Here is a 16,895-nt window from a genome sequence, read left to right on the forward strand (position 1 = left end):
GGCCGGCGGCCGTGCAGCGTTCAGCCGATCACCTTGGTGGCGGTTGGGTCGAGCTTGGGCGGGTTCTCGAAGGTGTGGAAAGGCGCCGGCGAGGGCACTTCCCACTCGAGGCCTTCCGCGGCTTCCCATGGCTTTTGCGGCGCCTTCTCACCCTTGCCGAGCATGGTCGGCAGCACGATGAAGAAGAAGAAGTAAACCTGTGCAAGACCGAAGCCGAAGGCGCCAATGGACGCCACCGCGTTGAAGTCGGCAAACTGCATCGGGTAGTCGGCATAGCGGCGCGGCATGCCGGCCAGGCCCAGGAAGTGCATCGGGAAGAAGGTGATGTTGAACGAGATCAGCGACCACCAGAAGTGGATCTTGCCGCGCGTTTCGCTGTACATCACGCCCGTCCACTTGGGCGCCCAGTAGTAGTAGCCCGCGAACATCGCATACAGCGAGCCGGCTACCAGCACGTAGTGGAAGTGGGCCACCACGTAGTAGGTGTCCTGCAGCTGGATGTCGATGGGGGCAATGGCCAGGATAAGGCCCGTGAAGCCGCCCATCGTGAACACGAAGATGAAGCCCACGGCAAACAGCATCGGGGTCTCGAAGGTCATCGAGCCCTGCCACATGGTGGCGATCCAGTTGAAGATCTTCACGGCCGTCGGCACCGCGATCAGCATGGTCGCGTACATGAAGAACAGCTGGCCCGTGACCGGCATGCCGGTCGTGAACATGTGGTGCGCCCAGACGATGAACGACAGGATCGCGATCGACGAGGTGGCGTACACCATGGAGGCGTAGCCGAACAGCTTCTTGCGCGAGAACGCCGGCACGATCTGGCTGATGATGCCGAAGGCCGGCAAGATCATGATGTAGACCTCGGGGTGGCCGAAGAACCAGAAGATGTGCTGGTACATCACCGGGTCGCCGCCGCCGGCGGGGTTGAAGAAGCTGGTGCCGAAGTGGCGGTCGGTCAGCGTCATGGTGATGGCGCCTGCGAGCACGGGCATCACGGCAATCAGCAGGTAGGCGGTGATGAGCCAGGTCCAGCAGAACATCGGCATCTTCATCAGCGTCATGCCGGGCGCGCGCATGTTCAGGATGGTGACGATGATGTTGATCGAGCCCATGATCGACGAGGCGCCCATGATGTGCATCGCGAAGATGCCGGCGTCCATCGAGGGGCCCATCTGCAGCGTGAGCGGGGCGTAGAGCGTCCAGCCGGCAGCGGGTGCGCCGCCGGGCATGAAGAACGAACCCACGAGCATCAGCGCCGCGGGAATCAGCAGCCAGAAGCTGAAGTTGTTCATGCGCGCGAAAGCCATGTCGGATGCGCCGATCTGCAGCGGGATCATCCAGTTCGCAAAGCCCACGAAGGCCGGCATGATGGCGCCGAACACCATGATCAGCCCGTGCATGGTGGTGAACTGGTTGAACAGCTCGGGGTTCACCAGTTGCAGGCCGGGCTGGAACAGCTCGGCGCGGATCAGGAGTGCGAGCACACCGCCCACCATCAGCATCGTGAAGCTGAACAGCAGGTAGAGCGTGCCGATGTCCTTGTGGTTGGTGGCGAACACCCAGCGGCGCCAGCCGGTGGGCGCTGCGTGGTGCTCGTCGTGATCGTGTGCGTGGCCGTCGTGGGCGTGACCGTGGGGGTCGAGGACTGCACTCATTTCATTGTTCCTTGCAATTTCTTCGTCGCGGGGCGCTTGGGCTCGATCTTCGCGATCACTTGCCGCGCAGGGCCAGAACTTCGGCCGGCTGCACCAGCTGGCCCGTCTTGTTCGACCAGCTGTTCTTGGTATAGGTGGCAACGGCGGCCAGGTCGGTGTCGCTCAGTTGCTTCCAGGACGGCATCGCGCCGTTGTTCTGGCCGTTGAGCAGCACCAGCAGCTGCACCTTGTGGTCGGCGTCGACCACCTTGGGGCTGGCGTCGAGCGCCTTGATCGGGCCCGCGCCCTTGCCGTTGGCCTGGTGGCAGGCCGCGCAGTTGGCGGCGTAGACCTTCTCGCCGCGAGCCATCAGGTCGGGCAGCGTCCAGACCTTGCTCGGATCGTCGAGCTTGGCGGCGGCTTCCTTGCGCTTGGTGTCGACCCACGCCGTGTAGTCGGCGGCCGAAACCACCTTCACGTGGATGGGCATGTAGGCGTGTTCCTTGCCGCAGAGTTCCTGGCACTGGCCGTAGTAGTCGCCCACGGTTTCGGCGCGGAACCAGGTGTCGCGCACGAAGCCGGGAATCGCGTCCTGCTTGATGCCGAGCTGGGGCACGGCAAATGCGTGGATCACGTCGTTGGCGGTGGTGATGATGCGGACCTTCTTCTGCACCGGCACGACCATCGGGTTGTCGACCTTGAAGAGGTAGTCGGCGGGCATTTCGCCCTTGGCGCCGGCATCCGACATGGCGCGGTGCGAGCTGTCGAGCGTGGAGATGAAGGCCAGGCCCTCGCCTTCGCCCGTGAGGTAGTCATAGCCCCACTTCCACTGGTAGCCGGTGGTCTTGATAGTGAGGTCGGCGTTGGTGGTGTCCTTCTGGGCCACCAGCACCTTGGTGGCGGGCAGCGCCATCACGATCACGATGATGAACGGCACGATGGTCCAGATGACCTCGACCACCACCGATTCATGGAAGTTGGCCGCCTTGTGGCCGACCGACTTGCGGTGCTTCCAGATCGAATAGAACATGACCGCGAACACGGCGACGAAGATGACCGTGCACAGGATCATCATCACCGTGTGCAGGAAGTGCTGTTCCTGCGCAATCTTGGTAACGCCAAGCGGAAGATTCAGCTGGCGCACCGAAGGGCCGCCGGGCAGATCGTTGACTGCGTGCGCCGCGCCGCTGAAAGCCGCGCCGGCCGCCAGCAACAGATTCGCCGGCCTGTACTTGTTGCGCCAAATGCTCTTCATCGTGTTCACGTTTCTCAATTTTTTCAACAAACCCAACCGTGCAGTGCCGCGCGAGCCGTTCAGGCGCCACGCAACGCCATGCGAATCTCGCGCGCCAGTGCGGCTCGCAACTCCGGGCGTACATAGCGCCCCACCCTGACCGATCGACCCTGACCCGAGACCTCGATCAGCGAGCGATCGCCGGCCTGCGGTTCGATCCGCACCTGGTGCGGCAGAAATTCCGTGCGCTCGTAGTCTCCACCGTTCTCGAGCTCCACCACCAGCCGTCCGCCCTGCAACGCGATCTTTTCTCCATCGGTCGCGTGCCGCGCGTACAGCATGAATACAAATCCCACCGCCGCCAGTTCCAGCCAGGCAAAAGGCAGCACCAGCGGCGCACCGAGCAGCCAGAACACCGTACCGATACCGAGCGACACCACGCACAGCGAGGCGTAGAGCCAGCCCAGCTGGCTCGGCGTCACCGAGCAATTGCGCTTCAGGAACCAGTGGATGTTCTGGCCTGAAACGGTGGCAAAACGAAACACGGAATTCGACACGGGCGAGTTCAGCAAATCGGTGCGTCGACGCCGGCCAACCCCTTGTCTCCACAGGATCGGACAGACCTCGTTCGCGGAACAACACCCGCGAGTTTCACGCAACGGCGGATTGTAGCGGGTAGACACAGGTGCCCGCCCGCAAGATGCGCAGCTTGACGGGCCCGCCGCTCATCGATAGCCCGCGCGCTGCGCGCTACGGTCTTCGCCTTGGGAACGGCCCTGCGGCTCAGCCCCCCGGCCGGCCGCGCTGCAGCATCGAGCGCATCTCGCGCAGCGACACCGCGCTCTCGGCCGAAAGCGCCACGCGCGGCGCCGGCTTGAAGGCGTGGCCATAGATGACTTCGAAGGTCAGCGCAATGCGCCCGCCGCCCTCTTCCGCCGGCGCCAGTTCGGGCAGCGCCTGTTTCAGCGACCGGTGCCATGCCTTGCCGCGCAGCGCCGGAAAGCGCGCCGGGTGCAGGTTGCGCCCGAGCGTGCGCAGCTCGGCAAGCGCCGCCTCGGGCGTGGCCCAGGTAAGCACGATGCGTTCCATGTCCATCACCGGCTCGGCAAAGCCGGCATGCACCAGCATGTCGCCCCAGTCGTGCATGTCGGTGTATTCGTGGCCCGCCGCCGGCCAGCCAAGCCGCGCATGCAGGGCCCGCAGCTCGCGGACCGTGTCGGGGCCAAGGCACGAGAACATCAGGAAGCCGTCGGTCGCCACCAGCCGGTGCCACTGTGCGATGAGCGCTTCGGGGTCGGCGGCCATGTGCAGCGACATGTTGGCCCAGAGCAGGTCGACGCCGTCCTCGGGCGGCGCATCGAAGCGCGCCTTGCCGCCCTGCCAGCGGCGCGCGCTCCACCAGGGCGCTGCCAGCACCTGGCTGGTTGCGGCGGCAAGGGCCGGTTCGGTTTCGATCACGAAGCATGCGGCTTCGCGGTAGCGCCGGGCGACGAGTTCGTGCGCCTCAAGGCCGCCGCGAAGGGGCGACCAGTCGGCCCAGGTGCGCGGCTGCGCCTTGATCCATTGCAGCCGGTCTTCCATGCGGCGCCCGATTTCCTCGTGCAGCCACGGCGAACCGTCGGCAGGCGCGAGCCGCCTCCAGCGTGCGGCCGCCGTGGGATCGATGGTCGGCGGTCTTCTTGCGGGGTCGGTGGCCATGGGGCCGTGAGTATATTGAGCCCATGTTCAGCCGTTGGGCCCGTCGGCCTTTGACCTCTCTGCTTGCACGGCTGCCCAGCCAGTGCGAGGTGTGCCGCGCCTGGCCTTCCCGGCGCGTTTGCGATGCCTGCGTGGCGCGCTTTGCGCCGCCGGCCGACCGATGCGGCAGCTGCGCGCTGGCCGTGCCGCAGGGCGTGGTCCGGTGCGGCGAATGCATGGGCGATCCGCCACCGCTCGATGCCTGCCTTGCGGCCTGCGACTATGCGTGGCCGTGGCCCGAATGCATCGCCCAGTTCAAGTTCCGCGGCGAGGCGGGCTGGGCCGGGCCCTTGTCGACGCTGATGCGCAGCGTGCCCTGGGTGGAACCGGCGCTGGAAAACTGCGACACCGTGCTGCCGATGCCCATGGCCCTCGCCCGGCTGCGCGAGCGCGGCTTCAACCAGGCGCTCGAACTGGCGCGCCGGCTGGCGCCCGCCAAGACCGACGCCACGCTGCTGCTGCGCACCCGCGACACGCCGGCGCAGATCGGCCTTGCGCGCGCCGAGCGCCTTCGCAACCTGCGCGGCGCCTTCGCGGTGGAGCCCCTGCGCGCGAGCCAGCTGCAGGGCCGGCGCGTGGTGCTGGTCGACGATGTGATGACGACGGGTGCCTCGCTCTTTTCGGCGGCCGCGGCGCTGCGGCTGGCCGGCGCAGCGCACATCACGGCCGTGGTGCTGGCGCGGACCGCTGCGCCGCACTGAGCAGGCGCGCCGCCGCGACAATCGGCGCATGTTCCATATCGTCCTGGTCCAACCCGAAATCCCGCCGAATACAGGCAACGTGATCCGCCTGGCGGCCAACACAGGCTGCGCGCTGCATCTGGTCGAGCCGCTCGGCTTTTCGATGGACGACCGGCTGCTGCGCCGCGCCGGGCTCGACTACCACGAGTACGCCGAGGTCAAGCGCCATGCCAGCTGGCAGGCCCTGCTCGACACCGAAAAGCCCGCGGCCGAGCGCATGTTTGCGCTCACCACCCGCGGCACCCGCGCCGTGCACGACGTTCGCTTCCAACCCGGCGACTGGCTGGTGTTCGGATCAGAGACGAGCGGGCTGCCGCCGGCGGTGCGAGAGGGTTTTGCCGAGCCCCAGCGCCTGCGCCTGCCGATGCGCGAGGGGCAGCGCAGCCTCAATCTTTCGAACGCGGTGGCAGTGACCGTGTTCGAGGCCTGGCGGCAGAACGGATTCAGCTGAGCGGGTGTTCCTGCCGCCGGCCGAGGCGAACTCAGCGGTAGCGGCGCACCACCGACTCCGCCACGCAGGCCGGCTTGGCCGCGCCTTCGAGCTCGATCGTGGTTTCCCAGGTCATCTGGATGCCGTCGTCCGCAATCAGCTCGGCGGTCAGCAGCTTCATGCGCGCCCGCAGTCGCTTGCCGACCGGCACCGGCGACATGAAGCGCACCCGGTTCAGCCCGTAGTTCACGCCCATGCGCGACTCGACCACGTCCAGCGCCGTCTCGTAGAAGCGCGGCAGCAGCGACAGCGTCAGGAAGCCATGGGCAATCGGCCCACCGAAGGGGCCCGCCTTGGCCCGCTCGATATCGACATGAATCCACTGGTGGTCGCCCGTGGCTTCGGCGAACTGGTTCACCTGCTCCTGCGTGATGGTGATCCAGTCGCTCACGGCGACTTCCTGGCCAACGCAGGCGGCAAGATCCTGAAGGGTCTGGAATGTCTTTTTGGTCATGCGCGGCATTCTGGCGCCAAGGGTGCAGGGGCAGGTGTCGGCACCGCGACAGCCGAAAGCCTCAGCCCTCCAGCCACTCGCAGATCGGCTGCCACTGCTCCAGGTCGCGCTGCACACGCCCGGGCGCAATGTCGAACAGCGTGAGCCCGCGCGCCGCAAGCTGAACGTAGTTCTGCGTGTCGCGCAGCTCGCCCAGCACCGGCACGCCCAGGCTTGCGATGAACTCGTTCAGCCGGTCGGCGGCCAGGGTGCGGGCGTTCACGCGCATGCCCACGAGGCTGATCTTCGTTTTTTCGGCGCGGCGCTGCTCCATCAGCCGGTCGAGGAAATCGCGCGTGGCGTAGATGTCGAAGATGCTCGGCTGCAGCGGCACGATCACGCGGTCGGCCAGGGCAAGCACTTCCTTGAAGCGCCATCCGTGCAGGCCCGCCGGCGTGTCGAGCACGGCATGCGTGGTTCCGCGCGGCGGCCGCACCACGGCGCTGTCGCCCGTGGCCTCCCAGGTGGCGATGGGCCGCGCCTGCGGCGGCCGCAGGCCGAGCCAGAGGCGCGACGATTGCTGGCGGTCCACGTCGCCGAGCATCACGGCATGGCCGCGGCTCGCAAAATAGCCTGCGATGTTCGTCGCGAGCGTCGACTTGCCTACGCCACCCTTGGGGTTGGCGACCAGAACCACCGGCATGAGCATCTCCTCCAGAGCTGGAACAGCCCGCATCGTAGCGACACGAGGCGCGCCCGGCCGGCAGGAGCCGATCTTGAGCTATGTTCGCGGCATGACGACAACAACATCCGCGGCCGCCGCCGGCGCCGAATCCGGCGGCATCTATGTGCTTGCGGCCCATCCGCACTGGCGCGATTCCCGCGTCAACCGGCGGCTCCTGGCTGCCGCGCGTTCGGTGCCCGGCGTGGAGGTGAACGACCTCTACGGCAGCTACCCCGACTTCTCCATCGACATCGAGACCGAGCAGGCGCGGCTTGCCAGGGCCAGCCTGGTGGTGCTGCTGCACCCGATCCAGTGGTATTCGATGCCCGCGCTGCAAAAACTCTGGCTCGACGACGTGCTCGGCTACGGCTGGGCCTACGGCCCTGGCGGCACCGCCTTGCAAGGCAAGGACTTGTGGCTGGCCGTCACCACGGGCAGCCCCGAGCAGAGCTACCACCCGCAGAGCTATCACCGCTATTTCTTCGACGCCTTCTTGCCGCCCTATGAGCAGACCGCGGCGCTGTGCGGCATGCGCTTCTTGCCGCCGCTGGTCTTTCACGGCGCGCGCAGCGCCAGCGAGGCCGAGGTGGCAGCCCATGTCGACGTGTTCGCCCAGCGGCTCGGCAGCTACCCCGACTGGCCCGAACTGGAAGAGCTGGATGTGTGCGTGGCCTGCCCCGTGCCCGAGACCGATCGCCCCGCCGAGCATGACGAACCGGGCGCGGCGGCCTCCGGCGCCTTCCAATCCGCAATGACCCACGGCCTGGCTTTCATGTCCGCCGCCAACGAAGAAGAAAACAGCGGCGAGAAAGGCTCGGCCTGAGCATGGAACACGCACCCGCCTGGCTGACCAGCAGCCTTATTTACCTGAGCGCCGCCGTGCTGGTGGTGCCGCTTTCCAAGGCCCTGGGCCTCGGCTCGATCATCGGCTACCTCGTGGCCGGCATCGCCATCGGCCCCTGGGGGCTGGGGCTCGTCTCCAGCGTGGAAGACGTGCTGCATTTCGCCGAATTCGGCGTGGTGCTGATGCTGTTTCTCGTGGGCCTGGAGCTTGAACCCAAGCGCCTGTGGAACCTGCGCCGCCCCATCTTCGGATGGGGCGCCGCGCAGGTGCTGAGCTGCGCGGCGGTGCTGTTTGCCGCGGGTTGGGCGGCCGGTGCCGAATGGCGCGTGGCGCTGGTGGCGGCGCTCGGCTTGGCGCTCTCGTCCACGGCCATTGCGCTGCAGGTGTTCGGCGAACGCAACCTGCTCAAGACGCCGAGCGGCCAGGCCGGCTTTTCGATCCTGCTGTTCCAGGACGTGGCGGCCATTCCCATCCTCGCGCTGCTGCCCCTGCTGGCGGGCGCCACGGCGGCCGAACAGTCGCTCAGCGGGCTCGACCGCACGCTCGAGGGTCTGAAGATCGTCGGCGTGATCGCCGGCATCATCCTCGGCGGCCGTCTTGCCTTGCGCCCGCTGCTGCGCTGGATCGCGCGCAGCGACACGCCCGAGATCTTCACCGCCGCGGCGCTGCTGCTGGTGGTGGCCATCGCGGCGCTGATGCAGTTCGTGGGCCTTTCGATGGCGCTGGGCGCCTTTCTTGCCGGCGTGCTGCTGGCGGAAAGCGAATACCGGCGCGAGCTCGAAACCGACATCGAGCCCTTCAAGGGCCTTCTGCTGGGCCTGTTCTTCATCGCCGTGGGCATGTCGATCAACTTCGGCGTGCTGATCGCAAGCCCCTGGCTCATGGCCGCGCTGGTGGTCGGCTTCATGGCCATCAAGCTGGTGGTGATCTATGCGCTGGCCAAGGCCATGGGCCTGGCCTACCAGGAGCGCCCCGTGTTCACGCTGCTGCTGGCGCAGGGCGGCGAGTTCGCCTTTGTGGTGTTCCAGGCCGCGGGGCCGGACGTGCTGCCGCCCGAGATCACCTCGCTCCTGATCGGTGCCGTGGCGCTGTCGATGCTGCTGTCGCCGCTCTTGCTGGTGCTGCTCGACAAGTTCGTGCTGCCGCGCTACAGCCGCAACAACGGCGCGCAGCTCGAAGAAATTTCGGAGCAGCAGGACGCCAAGGTGCTGATCTGCGGCTTCGGCCGCTACGGCCAGATCGTCGGCCGCATGCTGATGTCGCAAGGCCTGCGCGTGACGGTGCTCGACCATGACGCCGACACCGTCGAAGGCCTGCGGCAGTTCGGCTTTCGCGTGTTCTATGGCGATGCGACGCGGCTCGATCTGCTGCGCACCGCGGGCGCCGGCACGGCCAAGGCCATTGTGGTGGCGGTGGACGACATCGAGCAGTCGCTCAATATCGTCGACCTGGTGAGAGAGCACTTTCCGCAGGCACGCATCATTGCGCGGGCCCGCAACGTGACGCACCTTTTCCAGCTGCGCGACCGCGGCGTGACCGATGTGGAACGCGAGGTGTTCGAATCGTCGCTGCGCAGCGCCCGCACCACGCTCGAGGCACTGGGCTGGCCCGCGCACGAGGCGCGCGAAACGGCCATGCGGTTCCGCCGCCGGAACATCCTGCTGAGCGACGAGATCTACCCGCACTACAAGGACCGCGCCAAGCTCATTGCGGCCAACAAGGCAGGCCGCCAGCAGTTCGAGGAGCAGATGGCACGCGAGCGCGAGGAGCGGCAGCGCCGCTCGGGCCGCGACTGGGACCGGTTCGACGAGAAGGAAGAGGCGGACGGCTGAGCCCGCCCTTCGGCTGACCCTGAGGTCAGCCTTCCAGCTTGAGCAGCCGCACCGCGTTGCCCTTCAAGATGCCCGGCATCACCTCGGGCTTGAAGCCGGCCGCCTCGAAGTCCTTCATCCAGCGGTCGGGCGTGATCAGCGGGTAGTCGCTGCCGAACAGGATGCGGTCCTTCAGCAGCGTGTTGGCGTACTGCACCAGCTGCTTGGGAAAATACTTGGGGCTCCAGCCCGACAGGTCGATCCACACGTTGGGCTTGTGCGTGGCCACGCTCAGCGCTTCGTCCTGCCACGGAAAGCTGGGGTGCGCCATCACGATCTGCATGTCCGGAAAGTCGATGGCCACGTCGTCCAGGTGCATCGGGTTGCTGTACTCCAGCCTGAGGCCGCCGCCGCAGCGCATGCCCGAGCCGATACCGCTGTGTCCCGTGTGGAAGATGGCCGGCAGGTTGTACTCGGCAATCACCTCGTAGATCGGCCAGGCCATCTTGTCGTAGGGGTGGTAGCCCTGCACCGTGGGGTGGAACTTGAAGCCCTTCACACCGTGCTCCTCGATGAGCCGCCGCGCCTCGCGCGCACCCATCTTTCCCTTGTGCGGATCGATGCTGGCAAAGGCAATCATGATGTCGCTGTTCTTCTGCGCGGCCTCGGCAATTTCCTCGTTCGGAATGCGCCGGCGGCCCATGTTCGACTCGGCGTCGACCATGAACATCACCAGGCCGATCTTTCTTTCACGGTAGTACGCCACGCTCTCGGCAATGGTCGGCCGGCCGCTCGAGCCGAAGTATTTGTCCGCTGCGCGGTCGTATTCCTCGCCGTAGTTGTCGAACGGGTTCCAGCAGCTCACTTCGGCGTGGGTGTGGATGTCGATCGCGATGAGGTTCTTGTGGTCCATCTCGTTGTCTCCAGTACGGGTAAGTCCCTAGGATTTGGGGCGCTCAAGTGCCTTGAATTGATTATTTATCATAACCATAATCCAACTCACACACGAATGCAATCATGACCAATCCCGACCTCCAACTCGACATTCGCGACGAAGTCGCCATCGTTCGCCTGACGCGCGGCGCCAAACGCAATGCCCTTTCGGACGGGTTGATCCTCGCGTTGCGCAATACCTTCGAGACCCTGCCCTCCACGGTGCGCGCGGCAGTGCTCGACGGCGAAGGCCCGCACTTCTGCGCCGGCCTCGACCTGAGCGAACTGAAAGAGCGCGATGCGGGTCAGGGCATGCAGCATTCGCGCCTGTGGCATGCCGCGCTCGACCTCATCCAGCACGGCCCAGTGCCGGTGGTTGCCGCGCTGCACGGCGCGGTGGTGGGCGGCGGCCTGGAGCTGGCCAGCGCCTGCCACATCCGCGTGGCCGACCGCTCCACCTTCTACGCGCTGCCCGAAGGTTCGCGCGGCATCTTCGTGGGCGGCGGCGGCTCGGTGCGCATCCCCAAGCTGATCGGCGTGGCCCGCATGACCGACATGATGATGACCGGCCGCGTCTACAACGCGGAAGACGGCGAGCGCGCCAACTTTGCGCAATACCTGGTCGACGAAGGCGCAGCCTTCGACAAGGCCTTCGAACTCGCCAAGCGCATTGCCACCAACGCGCCGCTCACCAACTACGCGCTCATGCATGCGCTGCCGCGCATCGCCGAGCAGTCGGCCGACCACGGCTTCTTTACCGAGGCACTGATGTCCGGCATCGTGCAGAACGCACCGGAGGCCAAGGAACGCGTGCGCGATTTCCTCGAAGGCCGCGGCGCCAAGGTGAGCAAGGGATGACCACGATCCGATACCGTCCGCTGGCGTTCGGCGTCACGCGCGCAGTGCTGCGCGAGGGCGCGCCGGGCACGCAGTACCTGCGCGCCGAAACAGAGCTCGGCCCTTATCGCGACCGCATGACCGACCGCCTGGCGCACTGGGCCGAAGCGGCGCCCGAGCGCACCTTCATCGCCCGCCGCGAACGGCTGGCCGACGGCAGCACCGGCGACTGGCAGCGTGTGAGCTACGCCGAGGCGCTGCAGAAGGCACGCAGCATCGGCCAGGCCCTGCTCGATCGCGGCCTGGGCCCGGACCGCCCGGTCGCGATCCTCAGCGAGAACAGCATCGAACACGCGCTGCTGGCCCTGGGCTGCCTCTATGCCGGCGTGCCGTATTGCCCTGTGTCCCCGCCCTACTCGCTGGTGAGCCAGGACTTCGAGAAGCTGCGCCACGTGCTGGAGACGCTCACGCCCGGCCTCGTGTTCGCCGCCGACGCCGCGCGCTATGCCCGCGCCATCCAGGCCGTCGTACCGGCCGACACCGAAGTCGTCCTCGCCGAAGGCCGGCTCGAAGGCCGCACCACCACCAGCCTGGACGCGCTCGCCGCCACGCCCGCAACGCCGGCCATCGACACCGCGATGCGTGCCACCGGCCCGGACACCATCACCAAGTTTCTGTTCACCTCGGGCTCGACCAAGATGCCCAAGGCGGTGATCAACACGCATCGCATGTGGTGCGCCAACCAGCAGCAGCTGCGGCAATCGATTCCCGCGCTCGGCGAGGAGCCGCCGGTGCTGGTCGACTGGCTGCCGTGGAACCACACCTTCGGCGGCAACCACAACGTGGGCATCGTGCTGGACAACGGCGGCACGCTCTACATCGACGACGGCAAGCCCACTCCCGGCGGCATGGCCGAGACGCTGCGCAACCTGCGCGAGATCGCGCCCACCATCTACTTCAACGTGCCGACCGGCTTCGAGGCCATTGCGCACGCGATGGAAACCGATGCGGTGCTGCGCCGCAACCTGCTGTCGCGCGTGAAGATGTTCTTCTATTCCGGCGCGGCGCTCGCGCAGCCCATCTGGGACAGCCTGCACCGCACGCAAGAAGCCGAAGTGGGCGAGCGCATCGTCATGGGCACGGGCCTGGGCATGACCGAGTCGGGCCCGTTCGCGCTGTATGTCACCGGCCCCGAGGTCAAGTCGGGCGACATCGGCCTGCCCGCGGCGGGCATCGAACTCAAGCTGATCCAGGTCGATGGCAAGACCGAGGTGCGCTACCGCGGCCCCAACATCACGCCCGGCTACTGGCGTGCGCCCGAAGCCACAGCCGAGGCGCTGGACGAAGAGGGCTTCTTCTGCACCGGCGACGCGGTGAAGTGGATCGACGAGAACAACATCCACCGCGGCCTGCGCTTCGACGGCCGAATTGCCGAGGACTTCAAGCTGGCCACCGGCACCTTCGTGAGCGTAGGCCCGCTGCGCGCAAAGATCATCGCGGCCGGCGCGCCTTACGTACAAGACGCGGTGCTGACCGGCATCAACCTCAAGGAAGTGGGCGCGCTGATTTTCCCCACGCAGAAGGTGCGCGAACTCGCCGGCGTGCCGGCAGACGCGACGATGCAGCAGGTGCTCGAAAGCGCGCCGGTGCAGGCGCACTTCCAGCAGGTGGCCAACGAACTGGCCGCCATGGGCACCGGCAGCGCCAACCGCGTCGCGCGGCTGCACCTGATGGCCGAGCCGCCTTCCATCGACAAGGGCGAAGTGACCGACAAGGGCTCCATCAACCAGCGTGCCGTACTCAAGCACCGCGCCCACCTGGTCGAGGCGCTGCATGCCGACACCCTGCCCTTCACCCTGAAGCCCCGCTGACCCACGTCCAGGAGACACACACTATGAAGATCGAAGGACAAGCAGCACTCGTCACCGGCGGCGCATCGGGCCTCGGTGAAGCCACCGCGCGCGAACTCTCGCGGCTGGGCGCCAAGGTGGCCGTGCTCGACCGCAATGCGGAGCTCGCCGAAAAGGTGGCTTCGGAGATCGGTGGCGTGGCGTGTGTCTGCGACATCACCGACACCGAGAGCGTCAATGCCGCGCTCGACAAGGCCGCGGCGGCGCACGGCCCCGCGCGCATTCTCATGAACGTGGCCGGCATCGGCAGCGCGAAGCGCATCGTCGGCAAGGACGGCAACCCGGCGCCGCTCGAAGACTTCGTGCGCGTGGTCAATATCAACTTGATCGGCGGCTACAACATGGCGCGCCTGTTCGCAGCGCGCTGCGCCAAGCTCGATGCGCTCGACAACGGCGAAAAGGGTGTGATGCTCTTTACCGCGTCGGTGGCGGCCTTCGACGGCCAGGTGGGCCAGCAGGCCTACAGCGCATCGAAGGGAGGCCTGGTCGGCATGACGCTGCCGATGGCGCGCGACCTGGCGCAGCACGCCATTCGCGTGTGCACCGTGGCGCCGGGCCTCTTTGCCACGCCGCTCCTGATGGAGCTGCCCGAGGCCGTGCAGCAATCGCTGGCCGCGTCGATTCCGTTTCCGCCGCGCCTGGGCAAGCCTTCGGAATTTGCCGAACTGGCCTGCCACATCGTGACCAACGGGCATTTGAACGGCGAAGTGATTCGCCTCGACGGCGCCTTGCGCATGGCGCCGCGCTGATTCCAGCCCCTCGAAAAAAATACAGGAGACAAGACCATGACCAATCGACGTCAGTTCGTGACAGCACTCGGCGGCGCAGCCGCATTCGGCGCCCTGCATCCGCTTGCCGCACTCGCCCAAGCCGTGCAGCAGGCAAAGATCTACTACGGCTTTCCGGCCGGCAGCGCGGGCGACAGCGTGGCCCGGCGCGTGGCCGAGAAGCTCGGCGATACGCCGTTCTCGAAGACCAACGCTGTGGTCGAGAACAAGCCCGGCGCCGGCGGTCGCATTGCGCTCGAAACGCTCAAGACTTCGGTAGCCGACGGCTCGGTGCTGTGCCTCGCGCAGGCCTCCGCGCTGTCGACCTACCCGCACATCTATACCAAGCTGAGCTACGGCCTTGCCGATTTCGCGCCCGTTTCCATCGGCGCCGTCATGACGCACGGCCTGGCGGTCGGACCGATGGTGCCGGCCACTGTGAAGACGCTGAAGGACTACATCGCCTGGGCCAAGGCCAATCCCGGCCAGGCCAGCTACGGCTCGCCGGGTGCGGGCTCCACGCCTCACTTTCTCGGCGCGCTGCTCGGCCTGAACAGCGGCACCGACCTGCGCCACATTCCCTACCGCGGCTCACTGCCCGCCATCAACGACGTGGTGGGCGGGCAGATCGCATCGAGCATGACGCCGGTGGGCGACTACCTGCCCTTCGCCAAGGCCGGCAAGCTGCGCGTGCTCGCCACCTCGGGTGCGCAGCGCGTGGCCTACCTGCCCGACGTGCCCACCTTCATCGAGCAGGGCTTTCCGGAGATCGTGGCCGATGAATGGTTCGGTTTTTTCGCGCCCGCAAAGACGCCGGCCAGCGTCGTCGCTGCGGCCAGCACCGCGATCCAGGCTGCCCTCAAGGACAAGACCGTGGCCGAGGGCCTGCTGTCGGTCGGCCTGATCGCCCATGGCTCCTCGCCCGAGGACATGAAGAAATCGCTCCAGTCCGAATACGAACGCTGGGGCCCGCTGGTCAAGAAGATCGGCTTCACCGCCGAATCCTGATACCGATATCTCGATGGATTACCGCCCCCGCCCCGAAGACAGCCGATTCATCCTGAACGCGGTGCTCGACGCGCCTGTGCGGCTCGGCGCGCTCGCGCCCTTTGCCGAAGCCGACGAGGCGCTGCAGGCGCAGGTGCTGGAGGAAGCGGCACGCTTCGTGGCCGAGGCGGTCGCGCTATCGAACCGGGGTGGAGACGAGATCGGCTGCCGCTTCGCCGCCGGCGAAGTCACCACGCCGCCCGGCTTTCGCCAGGCCTACCAGGCACTGGTCGACGGCGGCTGGCCCAGCCTTTCGGCGGCACCCGAAGACGGCGGCCAGGGCTTGCCGACCGTGCTCGAAGCCGTTCTCTACGAATGGCTGAGCGCAGCAAACCACGGGTTCACCATGGCGCCCGGCCTGCTGCACGGCGCCTATGCCTGCCTCAAGCACCACGGCAGCGACGAACTGAAGGCCCGCTACCTTTCGAAGATCGCAACCGGCGAATGGCTCGCCACCATGTGCCTGACCGAAGCCCACGCGGGCAGCGACCTGGGACAAGTGCGCACGCGCGCCGTGCCGCAGGCCGACGGCAGCTTTCGCGTGAGCGGCGGCAAGATCTTCATTTCAGGCGGCGAGCACGACCTCACGCCGAACATCGTGCACCTGGTGCTCTGCCGATTGCCCGATGCGCCCGCCGGGCCCAAGGGCCTGTCGCTGGTGTTGGTGCCCAAGCAGTTGGAAGACGGCGCGCGCAACGCGGTGCACTGCGAACGCATCGAAGAAAAAATGGGTCTGCACGGCAGCCCGACCTGCGTCATGCGTTTCGACGAAGCCACGGGCTGGCTGGTCGGCGAGGCGGGCCGCGGCCTGGCCGCGATGTTCGTGATGATGAATGCGGCGCGCCTGCATGTGGCGCTGCAGGGCGTCGGCCTGCTCGACGCCGCCTGGCAGAAGGCCGACGCCTACGCCGCGGAGCGCCGCCAGATGCGCGCCCCCGGCGCGGTGCCCGCAAGCCGCGGCACCGAAGCCGCCGACCTGATTGCCGAACACCCGGCGGTCCGCCGCATTCTGGACACGCAGCGCGCCTGGGTCGAGGCCGGGCGCACGCTCGCCTACCGCACCGCGCTGATGCTCGACGTGGCCACGCACGACGCCGACGCCAAGGCGCGCGATCGCGCGCAGCGCTGGTGTTCGCTGGTCACACCGGTTCTGAAGGCCGCCTGCACGCAGCAGGCATTCCATGGCGCGAGCGAATGCCTGCAGGTGTTTGGGGGCCATGGCTACGTGCGCGAATGGGGCATCGAGCAGATCGTGCGCGACGCGCGCGTGACCATGATCTACGAGGGCACCAACGAGATCCAGGCGATCGACCTGCTGGTGCGCAAGGTGCTGCCCGACGCCGGCGCCGCCATGTCGGCCGTGCTGCTCGAACTGCGCGACACGCTCGATGCTTCGCGCGAGGCCGATGCCGACGTGCAGCGGCGGCTCGCGCAGCTGCGCTACCTGGGCACCACCATTGCCATGGCCGCGCATGCCAACCCCGTGCTGCCCTATGAAGTGGCCGACGACTACCTGCGCGTGGTGATGCTCACCTTGATGGCCTGGGCCTGGGCGCGCATCGATGCGGCCGAGGCACCCGATGCGGAACGCGCCGCCAGGGCCGGCCCCGCCGCGGCATTCCGGCGCTGGGTGCTGCCCGAGTTCGAAATGCGGCTGGGCATCGTCAAGCGCGCCTGCGAAGGCGTTGCCATGTCGCACGACGCTGCCAAAACCTCCGGTACTTAAAGCTGACGGAACCCCGGCTGGGCCG

The 16,895-nt window shown here is 67.1% G+C and carries 16 protein-coding genes; 9 read left to right on the forward strand and 7 right to left on the reverse strand.

Annotation, left to right across the window (positions count from 1 at the left end; genetic code table 11):
• Positions 1 to 20 precede the first annotated feature (20 nt).
• From ctaD to V9K97_RS10605, 4 genes are all read right to left on the reverse strand, one after another.
• The gene (ctaD, locus tag V9K97_RS10590; RefSeq protein WP_337296887.1) at positions 21 to 1,658 is read right to left on the reverse strand and encodes a cytochrome c oxidase subunit I; all 1,638 of its coding nucleotides are present in this window, start codon (positions 1,656 to 1,658) and stop codon (positions 21 to 23) included.
• A gap of 55 nt (positions 1,659 to 1,713) precedes the next feature.
• Entirely contained in the window at positions 1,714 to 2,892 is a 1,179-nt protein-coding gene (coxB, locus tag V9K97_RS10595) for a cytochrome c oxidase subunit II (RefSeq protein WP_258502271.1), read from the reverse strand.
• A gap of 59 nt (positions 2,893 to 2,951) precedes the next feature.
• Positions 2,952 to 3,428 (reverse strand): DUF2244 domain-containing protein, encoded by a 477-nt coding sequence (locus tag V9K97_RS10600; protein WP_126747164.1) that lies wholly within the window; start codon positions 3,426 to 3,428, stop codon positions 2,952 to 2,954.
• A 226-nt stretch (positions 3,429 to 3,654) separates the two neighbouring features.
• The gene (locus V9K97_RS10605) at positions 3,655 to 4,569 is read right to left on the reverse strand and encodes a biotin synthase (protein WP_337296888.1); all 915 of its coding nucleotides are present in this window, start codon (positions 4,567 to 4,569) and stop codon (positions 3,655 to 3,657) included.
• A gap of 23 nt (positions 4,570 to 4,592) precedes the next feature.
• Here V9K97_RS10605 and V9K97_RS10610 point away from each other — a divergent pair, with 23 nt between their 5' ends.
• Positions 4,593 to 5,309 carry a ComF family protein gene (locus tag V9K97_RS10610; RefSeq protein WP_337317927.1) on the forward strand — a complete coding sequence of 239 codons (717 nt, stop codon included), beginning with the start codon at positions 4,593 to 4,595 and terminating at the stop codon, positions 5,307 to 5,309.
• 28 nt (positions 5,310 to 5,337) lie between these two features.
• A complete protein-coding gene (gene trmL, locus V9K97_RS10615) occupies positions 5,338 to 5,799 on the forward strand; it encodes a tRNA (uridine(34)/cytosine(34)/5-carboxymethylaminomethyluridine(34)-2'-O)-methyltransferase TrmL (RefSeq protein ID WP_258502275.1) in 462 nt (153 codons plus the stop codon).
• 31 nt (positions 5,800 to 5,830) lie between these two features.
• Here trmL and V9K97_RS10620 read toward each other — a convergent pair whose 3' ends face one another.
• The gene (locus V9K97_RS10620; protein WP_337296890.1) at positions 5,831 to 6,301 is read right to left on the reverse strand and encodes a MaoC family dehydratase; all 471 of its coding nucleotides are present in this window, start codon (positions 6,299 to 6,301) and stop codon (positions 5,831 to 5,833) included.
• Between the two features lie 52 nt (positions 6,302 to 6,353).
• On the reverse strand, positions 6,354 to 6,974 hold the full coding sequence (locus tag V9K97_RS10625) for a ParA family protein (RefSeq protein WP_126747076.1): 621 nt from the start codon (positions 6,972 to 6,974) through the stop codon (positions 6,354 to 6,356).
• 91 nt (positions 6,975 to 7,065) lie between these two features.
• Between V9K97_RS10625 and kefF the strand changes: the two genes are divergently transcribed.
• Together kefF and kefC are read left to right on the forward strand one after the other, a co-directional pair.
• Positions 7,066 to 7,818: a glutathione-regulated potassium-efflux system oxidoreductase KefF gene (kefF, locus tag V9K97_RS10630; protein WP_337297040.1), complete on the forward strand. Its 753-nt coding sequence runs from the start codon at positions 7,066 to 7,068 to the stop codon at positions 7,816 to 7,818.
• 2 nt (positions 7,819 to 7,820) lie between these two features.
• Complete coding sequence (kefC, locus tag V9K97_RS10635) at positions 7,821 to 9,671, forward strand: glutathione-regulated potassium-efflux system protein KefC (protein ID WP_337296891.1); 1,851 nt, start codon at positions 7,821 to 7,823, stop codon at positions 9,669 to 9,671.
• 25 nt (positions 9,672 to 9,696) lie between these two features.
• Here kefC and V9K97_RS10640 read toward each other — a convergent pair whose 3' ends face one another.
• Positions 9,697 to 10,563 carry an amidohydrolase family protein gene (locus tag V9K97_RS10640; protein ID WP_337296892.1) on the reverse strand — a complete coding sequence of 289 codons (867 nt, stop codon included), beginning with the start codon at positions 10,561 to 10,563 and terminating at the stop codon, positions 9,697 to 9,699.
• Between the two features lie 104 nt (positions 10,564 to 10,667).
• Here V9K97_RS10640 and V9K97_RS10645 point away from each other — a divergent pair, with 104 nt between their 5' ends.
• The 5 genes from V9K97_RS10645 to V9K97_RS10665 are packed head-to-tail and all read left to right on the forward strand — an operon-like array spanning position 10,668 to position 16,870.
• A complete protein-coding gene (locus V9K97_RS10645) occupies positions 10,668 to 11,441 on the forward strand; it encodes a crotonase/enoyl-CoA hydratase family protein (RefSeq protein ID WP_157615762.1) in 774 nt (257 codons plus the stop codon).
• Entirely contained in the window at positions 11,438 to 13,291 is a 1,854-nt protein-coding gene (locus V9K97_RS10650) for a feruloyl-CoA synthase (RefSeq protein ID WP_337296893.1), read from the forward strand. The genes V9K97_RS10645 and V9K97_RS10650 overlap by 4 nt, the downstream gene beginning before the upstream one ends.
• A gap of 23 nt (positions 13,292 to 13,314) precedes the next feature.
• Positions 13,315 to 14,079 carry an SDR family NAD(P)-dependent oxidoreductase gene (locus tag V9K97_RS10655; RefSeq protein WP_126747082.1) on the forward strand — a complete coding sequence of 255 codons (765 nt, stop codon included), beginning with the start codon at positions 13,315 to 13,317 and terminating at the stop codon, positions 14,077 to 14,079.
• 36 nt (positions 14,080 to 14,115) lie between these two features.
• Entirely contained in the window at positions 14,116 to 15,105 is a 990-nt protein-coding gene (locus tag V9K97_RS10660; RefSeq protein WP_337296894.1) for a Bug family tripartite tricarboxylate transporter substrate binding protein, read from the forward strand.
• Positions 15,106 to 15,118: 13 nt separating this feature from the next.
• Positions 15,119 to 16,870: an acyl-CoA dehydrogenase family protein gene (locus V9K97_RS10665; protein ID WP_337317929.1), complete on the forward strand. Its 1,752-nt coding sequence runs from the start codon at positions 15,119 to 15,121 to the stop codon at positions 16,868 to 16,870.
• The last annotated feature ends 25 nt before the right edge of the window (positions 16,871 to 16,895 follow it).

This window comes from Variovorax sp. CCNWLW186 (assembly GCF_037203865.1).
GTDB lineage: Bacteria > Pseudomonadota > Gammaproteobacteria > Burkholderiales > Burkholderiaceae_C > Variovorax.